At 48.5% G+C, this 15,639-nt stretch carries 15 protein-coding genes and 1 pseudogene; 11 read left to right on the forward strand and 5 right to left on the reverse strand.

The features are described from left to right. The first annotated feature begins 48 nt into the window (after positions 1–48). The 3 genes and pseudogenes from JZ784_RS11180 (at position 49) to JZ784_RS11190 (ending at position 1,856) form a co-directional block, all read left to right on the forward strand. A pseudogene (locus JZ784_RS11180) lies at positions 49–1,176 on the forward strand (endonuclease/exonuclease/phosphatase family protein). Positions 1,177–1,284: 108 nt separating this feature from the next. Next, the gene (locus tag JZ784_RS11185) at positions 1,285–1,500 is read left to right on the forward strand and encodes a hypothetical protein (protein WP_228128329.1); all 216 of its coding nucleotides are present in this window, start codon (positions 1,285–1,287) and stop codon (positions 1,498–1,500) included. A gap of 38 nt (positions 1,501–1,538) precedes the next feature. Next, positions 1,539–1,856 carry a hypothetical protein gene (locus tag JZ784_RS11190; RefSeq protein ID WP_346314925.1) on the forward strand — a complete coding sequence of 106 codons (318 nt, stop codon included), beginning with the start codon at positions 1,539–1,541 and terminating at the stop codon, positions 1,854–1,856. Positions 1,857–1,962: 106 nt separating this feature from the next. Here JZ784_RS11190 and JZ784_RS11195 read toward each other — a convergent pair whose 3' ends face one another. The 4 genes from JZ784_RS11195 to JZ784_RS11210 form a co-directional block, all read right to left on the reverse strand. Further along, complete coding sequence (locus JZ784_RS11195) at positions 1,963–3,069, reverse strand: glycosyltransferase family 4 protein (protein WP_346314926.1); 1,107 nt, start codon at positions 3,067–3,069, stop codon at positions 1,963–1,965. A gap of 51 nt (positions 3,070–3,120) precedes the next feature. Beyond that, entirely contained in the window at positions 3,121–4,056 is a 936-nt protein-coding gene (locus tag JZ784_RS11200) for a lauroyl acyltransferase (RefSeq protein ID WP_346314927.1), read from the reverse strand. 89 nt (positions 4,057–4,145) lie between these two features. Continuing rightward, the gene (locus tag JZ784_RS11205) at positions 4,146–4,907 is read right to left on the reverse strand and encodes a 3-oxoacyl-ACP reductase (protein ID WP_346314928.1); all 762 of its coding nucleotides are present in this window, start codon (positions 4,905–4,907) and stop codon (positions 4,146–4,148) included. Positions 4,908–5,118: 211 nt separating this feature from the next. After that, on the reverse strand, positions 5,119–7,017 hold the full coding sequence (locus JZ784_RS11210; RefSeq protein WP_346314929.1) for an ATP-binding cassette domain-containing protein: 1,899 nt from the start codon (positions 7,015–7,017) through the stop codon (positions 5,119–5,121). 35 nt (positions 7,018–7,052) lie between these two features. On the opposite strand from JZ784_RS11210, the gene JZ784_RS11215 reads away from it, so the two are divergent. The 7 genes from JZ784_RS11215 (at position 7,053) to JZ784_RS11245 (ending at position 13,651) form a co-directional block, all read left to right on the forward strand. Further along, positions 7,053–7,298, forward strand: a complete 246-nt coding sequence (locus tag JZ784_RS11215) for a SlyX family protein (protein WP_005007264.1) — start codon at positions 7,053–7,055, stop codon at positions 7,296–7,298. 115 nt (positions 7,299–7,413) lie between these two features. Further along, positions 7,414–8,409, forward strand: coding sequence for a hypothetical protein (locus JZ784_RS11220; RefSeq protein ID WP_346315044.1), 996 nt, complete (start codon positions 7,414–7,416; stop codon positions 8,407–8,409). 71 nt (positions 8,410–8,480) lie between these two features. Next, positions 8,481–8,930, forward strand: coding sequence for an ammonium transporter (locus JZ784_RS11225; RefSeq protein ID WP_005007266.1), 450 nt, complete (start codon positions 8,481–8,483; stop codon positions 8,928–8,930). 37 nt (positions 8,931–8,967) lie between these two features. Further along, the gene (gene topA, locus JZ784_RS11230) at positions 8,968–11,607 is read left to right on the forward strand and encodes a type I DNA topoisomerase (RefSeq protein WP_346314930.1); all 2,640 of its coding nucleotides are present in this window, start codon (positions 8,968–8,970) and stop codon (positions 11,605–11,607) included. A 99-nt stretch (positions 11,608–11,706) separates the two neighbouring features. After that, positions 11,707–12,159, forward strand: a complete 453-nt coding sequence (locus JZ784_RS11235; protein WP_005007268.1) for an NUDIX domain-containing protein — start codon at positions 11,707–11,709, stop codon at positions 12,157–12,159. 23 nt (positions 12,160–12,182) lie between these two features. Then, on the forward strand, positions 12,183–12,941 hold the full coding sequence (locus JZ784_RS11240) for a hypothetical protein (protein WP_130143736.1): 759 nt from the start codon (positions 12,183–12,185) through the stop codon (positions 12,939–12,941). A gap of 140 nt (positions 12,942–13,081) precedes the next feature. Next, positions 13,082–13,651: an HdeD family acid-resistance protein gene (locus tag JZ784_RS11245; RefSeq protein WP_346314931.1), complete on the forward strand. Its 570-nt coding sequence runs from the start codon at positions 13,082–13,084 to the stop codon at positions 13,649–13,651. A gap of 69 nt (positions 13,652–13,720) precedes the next feature. Here JZ784_RS11245 and JZ784_RS11250 read toward each other — a convergent pair whose 3' ends face one another. Next, complete coding sequence (locus tag JZ784_RS11250; RefSeq protein WP_005007275.1) at positions 13,721–14,170, reverse strand: carboxymuconolactone decarboxylase family protein; 450 nt, start codon at positions 14,168–14,170, stop codon at positions 13,721–13,723. A gap of 91 nt (positions 14,171–14,261) precedes the next feature. Between JZ784_RS11250 and JZ784_RS11255 the strand changes: the two genes are divergently transcribed. Continuing rightward, complete coding sequence (locus tag JZ784_RS11255; RefSeq protein WP_346315045.1) at positions 14,262–15,413, forward strand: glycerate kinase; 1,152 nt, start codon at positions 14,262–14,264, stop codon at positions 15,411–15,413. Positions 15,414–15,639: the final 226 nt, after the last annotated feature.

A 15,639-nucleotide genomic window follows, 5' to 3' on the forward strand; every position in this document is an offset into this window, starting at 1 on the left:
TAAATTTATGAGTCAATAAAAAATTAAGAATATAAAGCGGAGGCGCCAATGATTTGGGTGGAAGTGCTGTCAGCGCTTGTAATTTGGCTCAGCGCCTGGTCATTGATCCGCCGCGATGAATGGTGGTTCCGCGGCGCGGATTTCCCGCGGCTGCAGATTTTGGCGCTGGGCATGCTTGCACTGATGCTGATGCTGTTTTGGCCTGAACCTTGGGATATCTGGCGTGAAATCCTGTTAGTCGGGCTGATCGCGGCGCTTGCTTTTCAGCTGAAAATGGTGCTGCCCTATACTGTTCTTTGGAAAAAGCAGGTCAAGAAAGTCCGCGGGCATCAGCTGAATCCTGAGCGGCAAATCTCTGTAATTGTCTCAAATGTGTTAACGCCCAATCATCAATATCATTTGCTGCTTGCTGAAATTGAAAAATATCAGCCGGACCTGGTGCTGACTTTAGAGTCGGACCTCCGCTGGGAATAGGCCTTGAGCGCGCTGGGAGATGACTATCCCTACCGGGTTGCAGTGCCGCTGAATAATCTGTACGGCATGCATTTATTCAGCCGGCTGCCGCTGCATGGCACGCAGGTCAAATTCATTTTAAGCGATGAGATTCCATCTATTCATACCGCTGTGACTTTGCGTTCCGGCGAGACTGTACAGCTGTATTGCCTGCACCCGAAGCCGCCCAGCCCGACAGAAGCAAAGGATTCCACCCTGCGCGATGCTGAGCTGCTGATCGTCGGCGATCAGATTAAAGATCTGGATGAAAGCTGCATTGTGATGGGAGACTTAAACGATGTGGCGTGGTCGCGCACCACACGCCTTTTTCAGCGCATCAGCGGCCTGCTGGACCCGCGGGTGGGGCGGTATTTCGTGAATACCTTTCATGCGGATTATCCTGTATTGCGCTGGTCGCTGGATCATGTATTCCACAGCACCGATTTTGCTTTGGTCAGAATGAAGCGCTTAGCTCACGTAGGTTCAGATCATTTTCCTGTATATGTCTCACTGCAAACCGGCCGTGTGTTTGCACAGATACAGCAAGAGCTGGAGCAAAGCGATGCGGATGAGCGGGAAGCGCAGGAGGCGATACAGGAAGGTATTGAAAAAGCGGAGAAAGAAGAAAAAATAGTGACTGATGACATTGCGCAGGACTATAAGGACGGCACCAAGGCGCCCTGAGCGGCTCTGTGATTTTAAGAGAAAAGTGTAAGAAATAGCTTACATTGATTTCGGCTGATGGCGCATAGGCAAGCTTGAGAAAACCGCCTATCCTACATTCATCGGCAAATGGAACAGGGAACGGATTATCCCGCTAAGGAAGACGGCGCCGATGGCAATCATCATGGATATGATGCAGGAAAGGAAAGCCACCCGAAAAGAATAATAAGACTTGTGAAAGCACAACCTCATCAACCCGAGTTTTGCAGGATGCAGAACTCGGGTTTGGTCTATCTGCAGGCCGCATTTTTTGCTTTGCATTTGGCGCCCGGCATTTTAGAGTAGGGCGCAGAACAACGAAATGAAAAAAATAAGTGAGTTTTATGAGCATCTCTCTGCTTTATGAATGGCGCACCGCCTTTCTGCAATTGACCCAATTGTCCCATGATGCTTTGCTGATTTATCTGGGTGTGCTGCTGTTTTTCTTGATTGCCTTTTTTCATCAGCGCCAATTGAAATCCAATTATGCTGTATGGGCTGTGATTCTTGCTGCCGTTGCATTCGAGCTGTTCGGCGCGCGCCACGATATTGTAGACAGAGGCTATTGGAAGGTAGGCTCCAGCCTGCGTGATATTGTGAGTATGATTTTGATGCCGCTGCTGATTTGGCTAATGGCGAAATATCGGGTCTGGAAGGGATGAAATCCGGTCAGAATGCTGAGCGGAAAGTCTGTTGATTGCCTGGGAGGCGCCGGTCAGAATGGAATGACAGCGCTTGATTTAAGCGCTGTCCCGGGCTTCCCTGCTTCTAATCTTTGCCTGATACTTGTTTGTACAGCGCCAGCGTCTGATCACACATATCTTTTAAGCTGAACATGCTGACGGGGGCAACCTGCTGCGGCGCATCAATATGCTGTTTCACCGCGCTGAGCAAAGCGGTTTGGTCATCCACTGCAATTAAGCCTTGCGGATAAACATGGGATAAAATTTCTGCAACGCCGCCGCGGTTCCAGCCAATCACGGGTGTGCCTACGGACAGCGCTTCTAAGGCGGTGCGGCCAAAAGTTTCCGCCTGATTCGACAAGGACAGCACAGCATCGCTCAAAGCCAGCCATTCGCGGATATCGGAACGGTGGCCGGTGAAGGTGAATTTATCACTCAGGCCTTTGGCCTGAATGCTGTCGTGCATTTCTTTTAAATAGGCTGCTTTTTTCGGGTCAGCGCCGCCGACGACGACAGCATGCAGCCGCGGGTAGTGCGGATGCAATTGCTGCATCAAGGCAATTAAGGTTTCATGGCCTTTCAGGCGGGTAATGCGGCCAGGCAGGCAGATCAGGAACTTATTTTCCAATTCTGGAAAATCTTTAAAAGTCTGATTGAGCCATTGCGCGGATGGCTGATAGCCGTGCGGAAATGCCTGCGGGTCAATGCCGCGGTAAATGCGCACAATATCTTCTGGCGGACAGTTTCTGTAGTTGTCCTTGATGTATTGCACCACGCTGTCGGATACCGCAATGACTTTTTCCGCTTGGGTCATAATTTGACTGTAGCGGTTAATGGAGTAAAAGCCATGTACTGTACTGATGAGATGCGGGCGCTGATTTGCCGGCATGCCGTTGAGCGCAAAGTGCGCCAGCCATGCCGGAACGCGTGAGCGCACATGCAGGATATCCGGCTGATGCTGCGCAATCAGTTTGCGCAGCGGGCGGATTTGCCAAAGAGAGGACAGCGCTTTTTTATGGATCGGCAGGGTTAAGTGGGTTGAGCCCTCAGCTTCCAGCTGAGCCACCATACGCCCGCCGTTCGACACCACCAAGGACTCATGGCCATCGGCAATCAGCGCGCGGGCAATTTCTAAAGTGCCGCGTTCCACACCGCCGCTGTTCAGTTCAGGCAAAAGCTGCATCACTTTCATTGCGTGTCTCTCTCTATTTTTTGTCAGGTCTATGAGTATGTTGAGCAGAACTCAGTAAATTTCATCAAAGCCTTCTGGGCGGGTTTTAAAGCGGCGGTGAAACCACATGTACTGCGTCGGGGCAATCCGCAGCTGGTTTTCGATGATTTTATTGACGCGTATAGCATCGGCCACTTCGTCTTCGCTGGGGAAGTGATCTAAAGCGGGCTCAAGGCGGACATGGTAGCGCGGGTCTTTAATGTCGCCATCGCGGTAAAAATAGAGGGGAACCGCTACGGCTTTCGAGATTTTCATTAAACGGCGGTGCGCAGTCACGGTGGCTGCATGGACGCCAAAAAATGGCGCCATTACGCCTTGCTTCAAACCGAAGTCCTGATCGGGGCTATACCAGATGGCGTGTCCATTTTTTAACTGGCGAATCAGCCCGCGCATATCATCATGATCAATTTGATGCTCATAAATGGTTGCGCGGCAGCGGTAAATCAGCATGTCCAAGAGCGGATTGTTTTGCGGGCGGTAGACCACGCCCAATTTGAAAAACTGATCGCAGAGATAACCGCCCGCATCGAGAAGCGTTGAATGAGTGCCTAGCAATAACACACCTTGACCCTCTGCCTGCGCCTTTTGAAGGTGCTCTAAGCCTTCGATACTGAAGCGGCCTTTAAACCAATACGGGCAATACCAGGCATTCAAGGTTTCAAAGATGCCAATCATCTGGTCAATAAAAACTTGGCGGGTGTTGTCCTGTACTTGCGCGGCAGACCATTCAGGAAAGCATACTTCAAGATTGCGGACTGCGGTTTTTCGGCGTGATTTTAAATGCTTAAAAGCGGTCTCGCCCAAGAAGACAGCCAGACGGTACTGCAGCGCCCACGGCAAAAGCGCTAAAATCATCAGGAAAACAATGCCAATCCAAATACCCCAATATTGCGGCAATAGAAAGGACCATTGAAAGGCGCCGGGCTGATAATCTGGCTTTTGACTCATAAGCACTAAATCAAATTTAAAAAAATAAGGTACAGTCTAGCATGAAGCTGAAATAAAAAAGAAAGTTCAGGCAGAACTGGGCGCCCAGTTTAGCCTTTGACTAAACCGCCATCCACAATTAAGTTTTGGCCTGTGACCGCGCGTGAATAGGGCGACAGGAACATCATGATGGCGGATGCAAATTCTTCAGGCGTCGTGACGCGGCGCAGCGGGGTAGCGGCCGCAATCATCTCAAATACCGCATTCGGAGTGGCTTTGCTGGCATCCGTGGCCTGCAGCAGGCCGCCCGACAGCATATTGACATTAATGCCGAACGGCCCCAAGTCCTGCGCCGCGGTGCGGGTAAACGCCAAGAGCGCCGCTTTGGCTGCGGTGTAGTCATGGTAAGGCACCACGGGGTTCTGAACCAAGTTGGTGCCGATATTGATGATGCGCCCGAAGCCGGCCTGTTTCATATCATCCAAAGCGGCCTGTGTCGTATTGATGGCGGCCAGCACAGCGCCATCAAACTGCTGCAGCATGGTTTCAGCGGTCAGGTCTTCGACTTTGGGGCGGGCATCGCCATTGAATTCGAAGCGGATCAGGGCATTATTCACCACCGAGGTGATGGCGGCGCCAAAATGATTTTTTGCAGCGGCAAATAGGCGCAATACTTGTGCTTTATCGGTGACATCGGCTTGGCAGGCAAAGACTTGCTGCGGGTGCTGCAGGGCTAATTGTTCCGCTTGGGCTTTGCTGGCGTGGTAATTCACCACGACGCGCGCGCCTTCAGCAATTAAGCATTGGCTGATGGCTAAACCCAAACCGCGCGCGCCGCCTGTGACTAAGACCACTTGATCATGAATTTGCATTTCTTGAGCCCGAGTAAACGATTTATTTGAAACCTTAGCAAGCTTTAAAAACAAATGCCAAATGAAAATTTAAGCGCTGTAAATGATCTTCACCTTTCTGCGGAAGAAGGGGCTGCAGAAGCGGAGAGTGCGGCAGCTGCAAGCAAAGCGGTTAAAAAATTCAAAGCTTAAAAAAGCCGTCAAAGTGACGGCTTTTTTGGCAGGGGGAAATTTAGCCTTTGGCCATATTTTCCAGTTCTTCCAGCCGTTCCATTTTTTCCAGCATTTGATCATCAATTTCTGCAAGGCGCTGCGAGGCCTTCGCTGCCGCGCCTGCATCCGTGATAAACCAGGAGCCGTCGGCCAATTTTTCTGACAGCTGCGCCTGTTCTTTTTCCAGCGCTTCTATTTCAGCAGGCAGCTGATCTAAAGTGCGCTGATCTTTATAGCTGAGTTTGACTTTTTTAGCAGGGGCTGCGTTCGCTTCAGCTTTCGCCGCTGCTTTTTTCACAGCACTTTTTTGATCAACCGCAGTTTGATCTGGTCGTTGTTGTAAGTAATCTTGGTAACCACCGATGTATTCATCGATATTGCCTTTACCATCGAACACCCAAGTTGAGGTTACCACGTTATCCATGAAGGCACGGTCATGCGAAATAAGCAGTAAGGTACCTTTATAGTCGGACAACATTTCTTCTAATAGCTCTAATGTCACCATATCCAAGTCATTGGTGGGTTCGTCCATCACGATTAAGTTAGATGGCTTAAGTAGTAACTTAGCTAAAAGAATACGGTTACGCTCACCGCCTGAAAGAGCTTTGACTGGTGTACGCGCACGTTCTGGTGAGAACAAGAAATCTTGCAAATAGCTGTAAATATGACGACGGTTACCATTCACATCGACATGGTCCGAACCTTCTGACACGTTATCTTTGACTGATTTTTCAAGGTCGAGGGCATTACGTAATTGGTCGAAGTAAGCCACTTCCAATTGCGTACCTGTTTTCACCGTACCCGTATGTTCTTGTTCCCCTAAAATGGCTTTAATGAGGGTGGTTTTACCGACACCGTTGTCACCAACAAGACCAATACGGTCACCACGGAGCACCAATGCAGAGAAGTCTTTGATGATCGGCGCATCATGACCAAAGCGAACACTTAAGTTTTCAATTTCAAAGACCACTTTACCTGAACGGCTAGCGTCTTGTGTTGCCATGCTGACTTTGCCTTGCTGCGAACGGCGCGCTTTCGACTGTTCACGTAATTCTTTTAAGGCACGTACACGACCTTCGTTACGGGTACGACGCGCTTTAATGCCTTGGCGAATCCACACCTCTTCTTCAGCTAAACGTTTGTCAAACAGGGCATTCTGCTTTTCTTCCGCTTCCATTTGTTGCGCTTTCAGCTCGAGGTAACGTGAATAGTTGCCTTCATAGCTGCGCAGGGTGCCGCGGTCGAGTTCAACAATTCGGGTTGCAATGCTGTCCACAAATGAACGGTCATGCGAGATGAACAGTAAAGTTAAATTATTTTGATCGAGTAAAAACTTTTCCAGCCATTCAATACTTTCAACGTCCAAATGGTTAGTTGGTTCGTCCAATAACAATACATCCGGCTGTGTGAGGAGGGCGCGGGCCAGCAGCACACGGCGCTTACGGCCGCCCGATAAATCAGCCAAATCGGCATCCGGGTCCAGGCCCATTTTGCTCAGGATGGAGTTCACTTTAGTTTCTAAAGCCCAGCCATCCAGCTGATCTAGTTTGTGCTGCAGTTCACCCATGCGGTCGCAGGCGTCCATATCACCCAGTACGCAAGCGTCACTGGCTTCATGATAGGCTCTGAGCACTTCGGCGGCTTCGCCTGCGCCATCGGCCACAATATCCGCGACTTTGCCCGAGTCCATCGGCACATCCTGCGCCAGCATGGAAATGGTGATGCCATTTTGCAGAGAAACTTCACCAGAATCGGGCAATAAACTTCCCTCAATCAGTTTAAGTAAAGTAGACTTGCCTTCTCCATTACGGCCGATTAAACACACCCGTTCGCCGCGCTCTAATGAAAAGTTCGCGCCGTCGAGCAGGGCAGGTCCACCAAACGCAAGTTGGACATCCCTTAAAGTAATATAGGCCATAATGTTTCCTGAAAAATCTCAAATGAGGACTTGAAGTGTCTAAACAACAAAATATTGATAATCAAGCGCCATTGTCCGCACCCATTGAAGATTTGCAAGTCCGAATTGCATTTTTAGATGATTTAGTTGATCAGCTGAATGACCAGGTTGCGCGCCAGAGCATTGAAATTGCTGATTTAAGAGCGCAAATGCAGCTGATTTACCAACGCATAGAATCTGCCGACTTATCTGAAGGCATTGCGGCTTTTGACCCAATGACCAACCGCCCGCCGCATTATTGATTGCAGGCCTTGGTTCATTGGAGAATGACTGGAAAAAGCCTTTTAGTTATTGACCTTTTTACATCGAACCGCTGTAATGCACAGCAACCGCTATCCACCAAACAGTTCTCCCTTTATGACCGCTAAAGCCGTACTGCTCGATCTTGAAAACAATATGCCGACAGCGCAATTGCTGAGAGATGTGACTGAACACTATCCCGTGCTGTATTTATTTAATTGCCAAGGGAAATTTGAATATGCTTTGGAAGATTTAACGGAATTTTCCAGCTGGATCAGCAGCGGTCAAATCGTCATTTTAGATACTCCGGAAGCCCCGCAGAAAGAATTTGAATATGCAGTGGTGGTGGGGCAATTAATGGCGCTTCTGGATGTGGACACTCATGTTGAAGTCATTTCAGCAGCGGCGGGCAGCAAGATGCTGCTGGAAATGATGCAAGGTTCCAATATCAGCTGCAGCCTGATTCAAATTCAGCCTGAACAGCAGGCGGCATCTGATCGTCCGAAATATAAAATCCCAAGTTTGGATACAATTAAAGCCACGCCGCATCTGCAAATGGTGAAAAAATATTGCGATGCCATGGTTCAGGCCGCTGGAAAGCCAAACACTCTGGAATCGTTAAAAAATTCGGTGGCGAATATTCTGCAGCTGCTGCCGGAAAATGCGCAGCAGGTGGTCGGCATGCTGATTAACTTGAAAATTGTGAAGCGCGATGACGCGCATGTAAATTTCCGCAAAAAAGTCCTCAAACACTGGGCGCAGTTAAATTTAGACGCAGATGCTGCGCCATTGCAGCACAATATGCAGGATGCTTTTGCCCAGCTGGATTTACCGCAGCGCAGCGCGGATGAGGCAGAGCCTGCAGCGCAGAATCCGCAGCAGAATTTATATGCCAATTTTCAGAAAGTTGATCCTGTGCAGCTGGAAGTGATTAAGAAACTGCATGAATTAAAACAGGAAAAACCCAAGGATATTTATGCGCTGCGGGACCTGCTGGAGCAGCTGTTTCCAAAATCAGACATTCGCCTGCTGCTGAAAGAGTTGATTGATAAAGGCTATATTTATTGGAATGGTCACGAAGTGCTCTACAGCCACGAGATGTTCTTGAATTAATTTTTGTCGCCACAACTTGCCTTTTATATTGCGCTTATGCAACTCTAATAAAGGAACATTAAGGTTGTACTATGGAAAACACGGGTATTTGGGTCATTGGTTTCATCATTCTTTTTGTTTTGGGCTCTATTTTAGGACTTCGCGTCAGCCCGAGAGAAAAGGCGTTAGGCATCATGCGCGATAAAGCGCGCAAGATGGGTTTGCATCCGCGTTTAGTGGTTGCGCCGGACTGGACAAAAATTCCAATGGTTTCTGAAAAGCGCGCCAGCATGGTGGCGTATTACAGCATCCTGCTTCCAGAAGCCCGCTTGCCATTAATGCGCGCGCGCGTAGCAGATCAAAAATTGCAGCTGGTGCATGGTGATGACAAGTTTAAAGATTTGCCCATTGCATTAAAGGGCATTTATGCTATTGATATGCAGGCAAACTGTGTAGGACTCTATTGGGACGAAGAATCCGATTTGAGAGCCACCCAGCTGGATGACATCAAAGCCTATTTGAATTCTTTGGCTGAACTTTAATTTTAGACCCATTAAAAAACAGGATTAACGGTTAATTATGGCGAACGCTCCTCGGTCCACATCCAAAAGCGCGGCAGCAAAAACTGATGCTGGAAAAAAACGTGCCTTAGTGATTGTGGAGTCGCCTGCAAAAGCGAAAACAATCAATAAATACCTTGGTTCAGACTACATTGTAAAGTCGTCGGTTGGCCATGTTCGTGATTTGCCTACAGGCGGTTCAAGCAAAACGGCAGAAAAGAAACCTGCAGCCCGCACCAAACTGACCGATGCGCAGAAGGCTGAAAAAGCCCAGTCCGCATTGGTAAACCGCATGGGTATAGATCCCGAAAATGACTGGAAAGCGCATTATGAAGTGCTGCCTGGCAAAGAAAATGTGGTTTCGGAACTGAAAAAGCTTGCTTCGCAGGTTGATGAGGTTTATCTCGCAACGGATTTGGACCGTGAAGGGGAAGCGATTGCCTGGCATTTAAAAGAAGTCATTGGCGGTGATGATTCACGCTATCAGCGTGTGGTGTTTAACGAAATTACCAAAAATGCCATTCAGGAAGCCTTTAAGCATCCATCGCGTTTAGATACCAATAAAGTCAATGCCCAGCAGGCGCGCCGTTTCCTGGACCGTGTTGTGGGCTTTATGATTTCTCCTTTGCTGTGGGAAAAAATTGCCCGCGGCTTATCGGCTGGCCGGGTTCAGTCCGTTGCGGTGAAGCTGGTGGTTGAGCGCGAGCGTGAAATCCGCGCGTTTATTCCAGAAGAATACTGGCAAGTTTTTGCAGACACGAAATCGAAAAAAGATGACATCCGTCTGGAAGCGGTGAAGCAAAACGGCAAAACATTAAAGCTGCACAACAAAGCAGAAACTGATGCTTTATTGAATCTGATTAAAGATGCGGACTATACCGTTGCAGCACGTGAAGATAAGCCGACCAAGGTTAATCCGAGCGCGCCGTATATCACCTCAACCCTGCAGCAGGCGGCGAGCACCCGTTTAGGTTTTTCTGTGAAGAAAACCATGATGCTGGCGCAGCGTTTGTATGAAGCGGGTTTCATCACCTATATGCGTACCGACTCAACCTTCCTGAGCGACGATGCCGTGAATATGGTGCGTCATCATATTGAGACTGAGTTTGGCGCGAAGTATCTGCCTGCCAAGCCGAACCGCTATGGCAACAAAGCGGGTGCGCAAGAAGCCCATGAAGCGATTCGTCCGTCAAATGTGGCTTTAAAAGGCGACAGCTTAGTGGGTGTGGAACGTGATGCGCAGCGTTTGTATGACCTGATTTGGCGTCAATTCGTCGCGTGCCAGATGACGCCTGCTGAATACCTGTCTTCAACGATTTTAGTCAACGCGAACGGCGTAGAGCTGAAAGCCAAAGGCCGTACCTTGGTCTTTGACGGCTTCACTAAAGTCCGCGGTCAAAACAAGTCAGATGATGATGTATTATTGCCTGCGGTGAAAGTGGGTGAAGTATTGAAGCTTGAAAAGCTTGATCCTTCTCAGCACTTTACCAAACCGCCTGCGCGCTTTACCGAAGCCTCTTTGGTGAAAGAGCTTGAGAAAAAAGGCATCGGCCGTCCGTCGACCTATGCTGCCATCATCTCGACGATTCAAGATCGCGGTTATGTGAAACTGGAAAACCGCCGCCTGTATGCAGAGAAAATGGGCGAAATCGTGACAGACCGTCTCGATGAAAGCTTTAATAACCTGATGAACTATGACTTTACCGCAGACCTTGAAGGCCAGCTGGATAAAGTGGCGGAAGGTGAGCGCAATTGGAAAGAATTGCTGAACAGCTTCTATGGCGATTTCAAGCAGCGCCTGACCAATGCGCAGGGTGAAAGCGGCATGCGCCGCAACCTGCCGGTCGAAGTGGCGGATGTGCACTGTAAAGAATGCGACCGTCCAATGCAGATCCGTACGGGGACAACCGGCGTATTCCTGGGCTGTTCAGGCTATAACCTGCCGCCGAAAGAGCGCTGTAAAGGCACGCTGAACTTAACGCCTGTGGAGTCTTTGGCTGCGCTTTCTGATGATGACAGTGCTGAAACGGCAGATTTGATGTCGAAAAAGCGCTGTCCAATCTGCGGCACCGCGATGGACAGCTATGTGATTGATGGCGGCCGAAAACTGCATATCTGCGGCAACAACCCGGACTGCAGCGGTTTTGAAGTTGAAGAAGGCGAGTTTAAGATTAAGGGCTATGATGGCCCAACCATTCCTTGCGATAAATGCGAAGGTGAAATGCAGCTGAAGACTGGCCGCTTTGGCCCTTATTTCGCGTGCATGAGCTGTGACAATACCCGTAAAGTCTTGAAGAATGGCCAGCCTGCGCCGCCGCGTGTAGACCCGATCAAAATGGAACATTTGCGTTCAGCGAAGCATGATGACTTCTTTGTGCTGCGTGACGGCGCAGCGGGGCTGTTTTTAGCCGCCAGCAAGTTCCCGAAAATCCGTGAAACGCGCGCACCGAAAGTAGCGGAACTGCGCAGTGTTGCAGAGCAGCTGGATCCAAAATATCAATTTATTTTGCAGGCGCCGGATCAAGACCCGGAAGGCAATCCAACATTAGTGAAATTCAGCCGGAAAAATCAGGCGCAATACATTGGTTCGGAAACGCCGGAAGGCAAGCAAACCAAGTGGTCTTTGGTTTACCAAGACGGCAAATGGGTTGAAGCTTAAAGCTTAAGATGTGACAAAATGCTGGCGGATGCCGGCATTTTTTATAGGATGGCGGAAATTTGCCGCTGATAAAATTGATTATATTTGATGGGGATGCTGATGATTCCAATCCGCTCAATTGTTGTTTCTGCCGTGCTGCTTTCTGAGTTTGACGGCCAGTTCAAAATTTTATTGATGAAGCGGGTCAAAGGCCGGTTTTGGAGCCACATTGCCGGAAAAATAGAATCAGGTGAAACAGCTAGCCAGGCTATTGTCCGTGAAATTTGCGAAGAAACAGGCATTCAGGTTCAGCAGCTGTACAGTGCGGATTATCTGGAGCAGTTTTATGAAGCCAGCGCCAATGTGATTGAGCTGATCCCTGTATTTGCTGTTTATTGCGATAAACAGCAAGCCGTGGTTTTAAATGATGAACATACAGAATATGGCTGGTTCAGCTTAGATGAAGCTGTTGAAAAGGCTGAATTTGGCGGGCAGCGCTTACTTTACCAGTATCTTTGGGAAAATTTTGTAAATCGGCAGCCCTCTGCATTATTGAAAATAAATACTTATTAAATAAATAGATCAGAGTTTCAGCTATGTGGAAAAAAATTCGGATTTTGTGTCTGCTGGTTATTTTGCTGATCGTTGCCGTCAATGCATGGAAAGATAAAAACCAGGATTGGCGCAAGCCGGTTTTTGTGCTGCTGCATCCGATTAATGCAGATGGCTTACCCAGCACGCAGCGGTATATTCAAAAGCTTAGCGTGCAGGATTTTCAGGGTGCGCAAGCGTACCTGCAAGAATATGCGCAGCAGTACCGCGGTCAGCCGATTTATTTTTATTTCAATATTGGGCGGGAGCTGAAAGTATTGCCGCCGAAGGTGCCCGATCAGGCCCGATTGTGGGATGTCGTCCTATGGAGTTTAAAATTCCGCTATTACGCGTGGCAGCAGCATCAAAAGGCGGATGGCGCACCGAGCCTGACCCTGTTTTTAAATTATTATGACCCTGCGAAGACCCGTGAACTGAAGCATTCGACGGCGCTTGAAAATGGCCGGATTGGCTCGGTCAATTTGTTCGCATCCAAAAAGCAGGCGGCGCAAAATAAAATTGTGCTGGTGCATGAGCTGCTGCATGCCTTTGGCGCTACCGATAAATATGAGATAGCGACAGGACAGCCAATCTATCCAATCGGCTATGCTTTTCCAGATCAGAAGCCATTATTTCCGCAAGCCAAAGCAGAATTGATGGCCGGGCACATTCCAGTCTCCCAAACCAAGAGCAAGATGCCTGATAGTTTGGAACAGACACTAATCAATGCACAAACGGCAGCTGAAATAGGCTGGGTCAAATAAGCGGATCTCTGCGGATAACTCAAAAGTTATCCACAAATTAAGGCGCTTAAATTGCTACATTTTGACTAACTTTTTGGGCTTTAGATCGTCAATAAATCATGTTAAAACTAAATCATCCCTATTAAAACTTGAGAATAAGTATGAAAACTGTAGGAAATGATTTAATCCGTAGCCAGCTGCATCAAAACCGTAAGTGGTACATTGGCTTAGGTGTTTTATTGACCATTTTTGGTATTGTGCTGCTGGCGTCTCTTCCTTTTGCCACCTTATCCGCTATATTTATCTTCGGCACATTAATGATGATCGGCGGCATATTGCACTTGCTCGCAGCCTTTAAAATTTTTGAGGGCGGCTTCCGGTGGCTTTGGGCGCTGTTTGGCGTATTGTATTTGGTTGCTGGGTATTATGCGTTTAGCACCCCGGTAAAAACTGCGATTGTACTCACCAATGTTTTGGCGATTATTTTAATTGTTGCGGGTGTGATTCGTATTTTTAACGCCATTTTATTTCGAGGATTGCCAGGCTGGGGCTGGACATTATTTTCAGGCCTATTGACCTTAGCTGCTGGCGTCATAATTTTAAAATCACCCGATGCGCCGTTCTGGGTGTTAGGTTTGTTCCTTGCGATGGATATTCTATTTCAAGGCATTAACTATCTCAGTTTTGCATCTTATATTAAACATGAAATCCCTAAAAGTTCTGCGGATTGATGCTTTGGTTTGAGCATTGATTGATAAAAAATGCCCAAGTTGATGACTTGGGCATTTTTTATTGCAGCCTTAAGGTTTGACGCTGTAGCGGCTGCTGACGGCAATCCGGTTCCATGCGTTAATGACAACCGCCAGCCATTCCACTGCGCTGATTTGCGCATCGGTCAAAAAAGGCAGGGCATCTTCATAAACCTCATCAGGCACTTGACCTTCAGCGACTAAAGTAATGGCTTCCATCAAGCTGAGCGCAGCGCCTTCCGCCTGATCGTAATATTCAGTTTCACGCCATGCGCTGAGCAGGGCAATACGTTCGGCCGTTTCTCCTGTTTTGAGCGCATCCTGCGTATGCAGGCGGATGCAAAAAGCGCATTGGTTGATTTGCGACGCGCGCAGTTTGAGCAGATGCGCAAAGCCTTCGCTAAGCTGCGCTTCTTGAACTTTTTGCATAGCCAAGGCGTCCAGCTCTGCAACTTTTTTGTATAAATCGGGGGCGGATTGGCCTAGATTGATTCGAGACATGATCGTTCTTCTGATGCTGAATTTTATTTAGTCTAAAGGAAAATTGCGTTAAAACATGCTTAACTGAATGCCGCTTATGAAAAAAGATCCTATGAAAATATTTATCCTTGCTCCCGATTCATTTAAGGAAAGCATGACGGCTGAACAGGCGTGCGCTTCAATGCAGCGCGGTATTTTGCGGGCTATGCCCGATGCGCAGTGCATTCATGTGCCTATGGCAGACGGCGGTGAGGGCACCGTGGATGCCTTGATTGCGGCTTTAGCCGGTGAGCGCATTGCATGTGAAGTGACAGGCCCTTTGCCGCATCAGCAGATCAAAACCTATTTTGGCCTAATCGATGGGGGGAGCACTGCCGTCATCGAAATGGCCAAAGCCAATGGCATTGATTTATTAAAGCCTGAACAGCGCAATCCCTTGCTGACCTCAACCTGTGGTACCGGTGAAATGATCATGAAAGCGCTGGATTTAGGTGTGACGAAAATGATTTTAGGCCTGGGCGGCAGTGTGACCAATGATGGCGGTGCGGGCATGGCGCAGGCATTGGGGGCAAAATATTTTGATGCTGCCGGCAATTCTGTTGCTGCTTGCGGAGGCAGTCTGAACCGCATCCAAAGCATGGATTTGCGCCGCTTAGATCCACGCTTAAATGCGGTTGAGATTGTCATTGCATCAGATGTGAATAATCCGCTGTGCGGGCCAAATGGCGCATCTTATGTATTTGGCCCGCAAAAAGGCGCCAATGATGAGATGGTGCAAATCTTAGATCGCAGCCTCGGTCATTTTGCCGATGTTGCTGAACATGCAGCGGGACATGCATGCCGAAATTTTGCCGGTGCTGGAGCAGCAGGTGGTTTAGGTTTTGGACTGATGGCATTTGCCGGAGCTAGGGTTCAATCGGGCGTGGAGCTGGTGATTGAACAGTGCTGCTTGGCGGAGAAAATTGCGCAGGCGGATTATGTGCTGACGGGCGAGGGTAAAATTGATTTTCAAACTAAGTTTGGCAAAACGCCGTATGGCGTGGCGCAGGTGGCGAAGCAGTTCAATAAGCCGGTAATTGCTTTTGCGGGTTTGGTGGGGGAAGGCATTGATGAGCTGTATGATTTAGGGTTTAGTCAGATTATTGGCATTAATCCGCCAGACTGTGTTTTGCAGGATGCGCTGAAAAATGCAGAAATGAATTTGGAAAAGGCAGTGGGCGCCTTTGTTCATACACTGGCTGATTCTATTCCATTGAAACCATAATGCTGCGCGGTTTTTTGTAGAGAGTGATGATTGGCGTCAATGGGGCTGAGGATTTATAGAGGATTTTAAAATTTCATCCGCAGAAGCATGTCTTTGCTTCAAATTATTGGCATGGAGCTGCGCCTCCGAGCAAGCCTTTCTTGCTTATGAGGGCTGAGAAGTACTGCTTCGTAAGGCAACAAGATCCTTTGTAGGTACATCTGGATATGCGCCAATTCAGCGGACG

This window comes from Acinetobacter sp. CWB-B33 (assembly GCF_039655955.1).
GTDB classification, from domain to species: Bacteria; Pseudomonadota; Gammaproteobacteria; order Pseudomonadales; family Moraxellaceae; genus Acinetobacter; species Acinetobacter bouvetii.

Excerpts from the sequence above, each read along its gene's own strand:
- JZ784_RS11225 (WP_005007266.1), top strand. The coding sequence starts at position 8,481 with ATGGAAAACACGGGTATTTGGGTCATTGGTTTCATCATTCTTTTTGTT.
- JZ784_RS11235 (WP_005007268.1), top strand. The coding sequence starts at position 11,707 with ATGATTCCAATCCGCTCAATTGTTGTTTCTGCCGTGCTGCTTTCTGAG.
- JZ784_RS11220 (WP_346315044.1), top strand. The coding sequence starts at position 7,414 with ATGACCGCTAAAGCCGTACTGCTCGATCTTGAAAACAATATGCCGACA.
- JZ784_RS11255 (WP_346315045.1), top strand. The coding sequence starts at position 14,262 with ATGAAAATATTTATCCTTGCTCCCGATTCATTTAAGGAAAGCATGACG.
- JZ784_RS11195 (WP_346314926.1), bottom strand. The coding sequence starts at position 3,069 with ATGAAAGTGATGCAGCTTTTGCCTGAACTGAACAGCGGCGGTGTGGAA.
- JZ784_RS11210 (WP_346314929.1), bottom strand. The coding sequence starts at position 7,017 with ATGGCCTATATTACTTTAAGGGATGTCCAACTTGCGTTTGGTGGACCT.
- JZ784_RS11190 (WP_346314925.1), top strand. The coding sequence starts at position 1,539 with ATGAGCATCTCTCTGCTTTATGAATGGCGCACCGCCTTTCTGCAATTG.
- topA (WP_346314930.1), top strand. The coding sequence starts at position 8,968 with ATGGCGAACGCTCCTCGGTCCACATCCAAAAGCGCGGCAGCAAAAACT.
- JZ784_RS11185 (WP_228128329.1), top strand. The coding sequence starts at position 1,285 with ATGGAACAGGGAACGGATTATCCCGCTAAGGAAGACGGCGCCGATGGC.
- JZ784_RS11250 (WP_005007275.1), bottom strand. The coding sequence starts at position 14,170 with ATGTCTCGAATCAATCTAGGCCAATCCGCCCCCGATTTATACAAAAAA.
- JZ784_RS11200 (WP_346314927.1), bottom strand. The coding sequence starts at position 4,056 with ATGAGTCAAAAGCCAGATTATCAGCCCGGCGCCTTTCAATGGTCCTTT.
- JZ784_RS11240 (WP_130143736.1), top strand. The coding sequence starts at position 12,183 with ATGTGGAAAAAAATTCGGATTTTGTGTCTGCTGGTTATTTTGCTGATC.
- JZ784_RS11205 (WP_346314928.1), bottom strand. The coding sequence starts at position 4,907 with ATGCAAATTCATGATCAAGTGGTCTTAGTCACAGGCGGCGCGCGCGGT.
- JZ784_RS11245 (WP_346314931.1), top strand. The coding sequence starts at position 13,082 with ATGAAAACTGTAGGAAATGATTTAATCCGTAGCCAGCTGCATCAAAAC.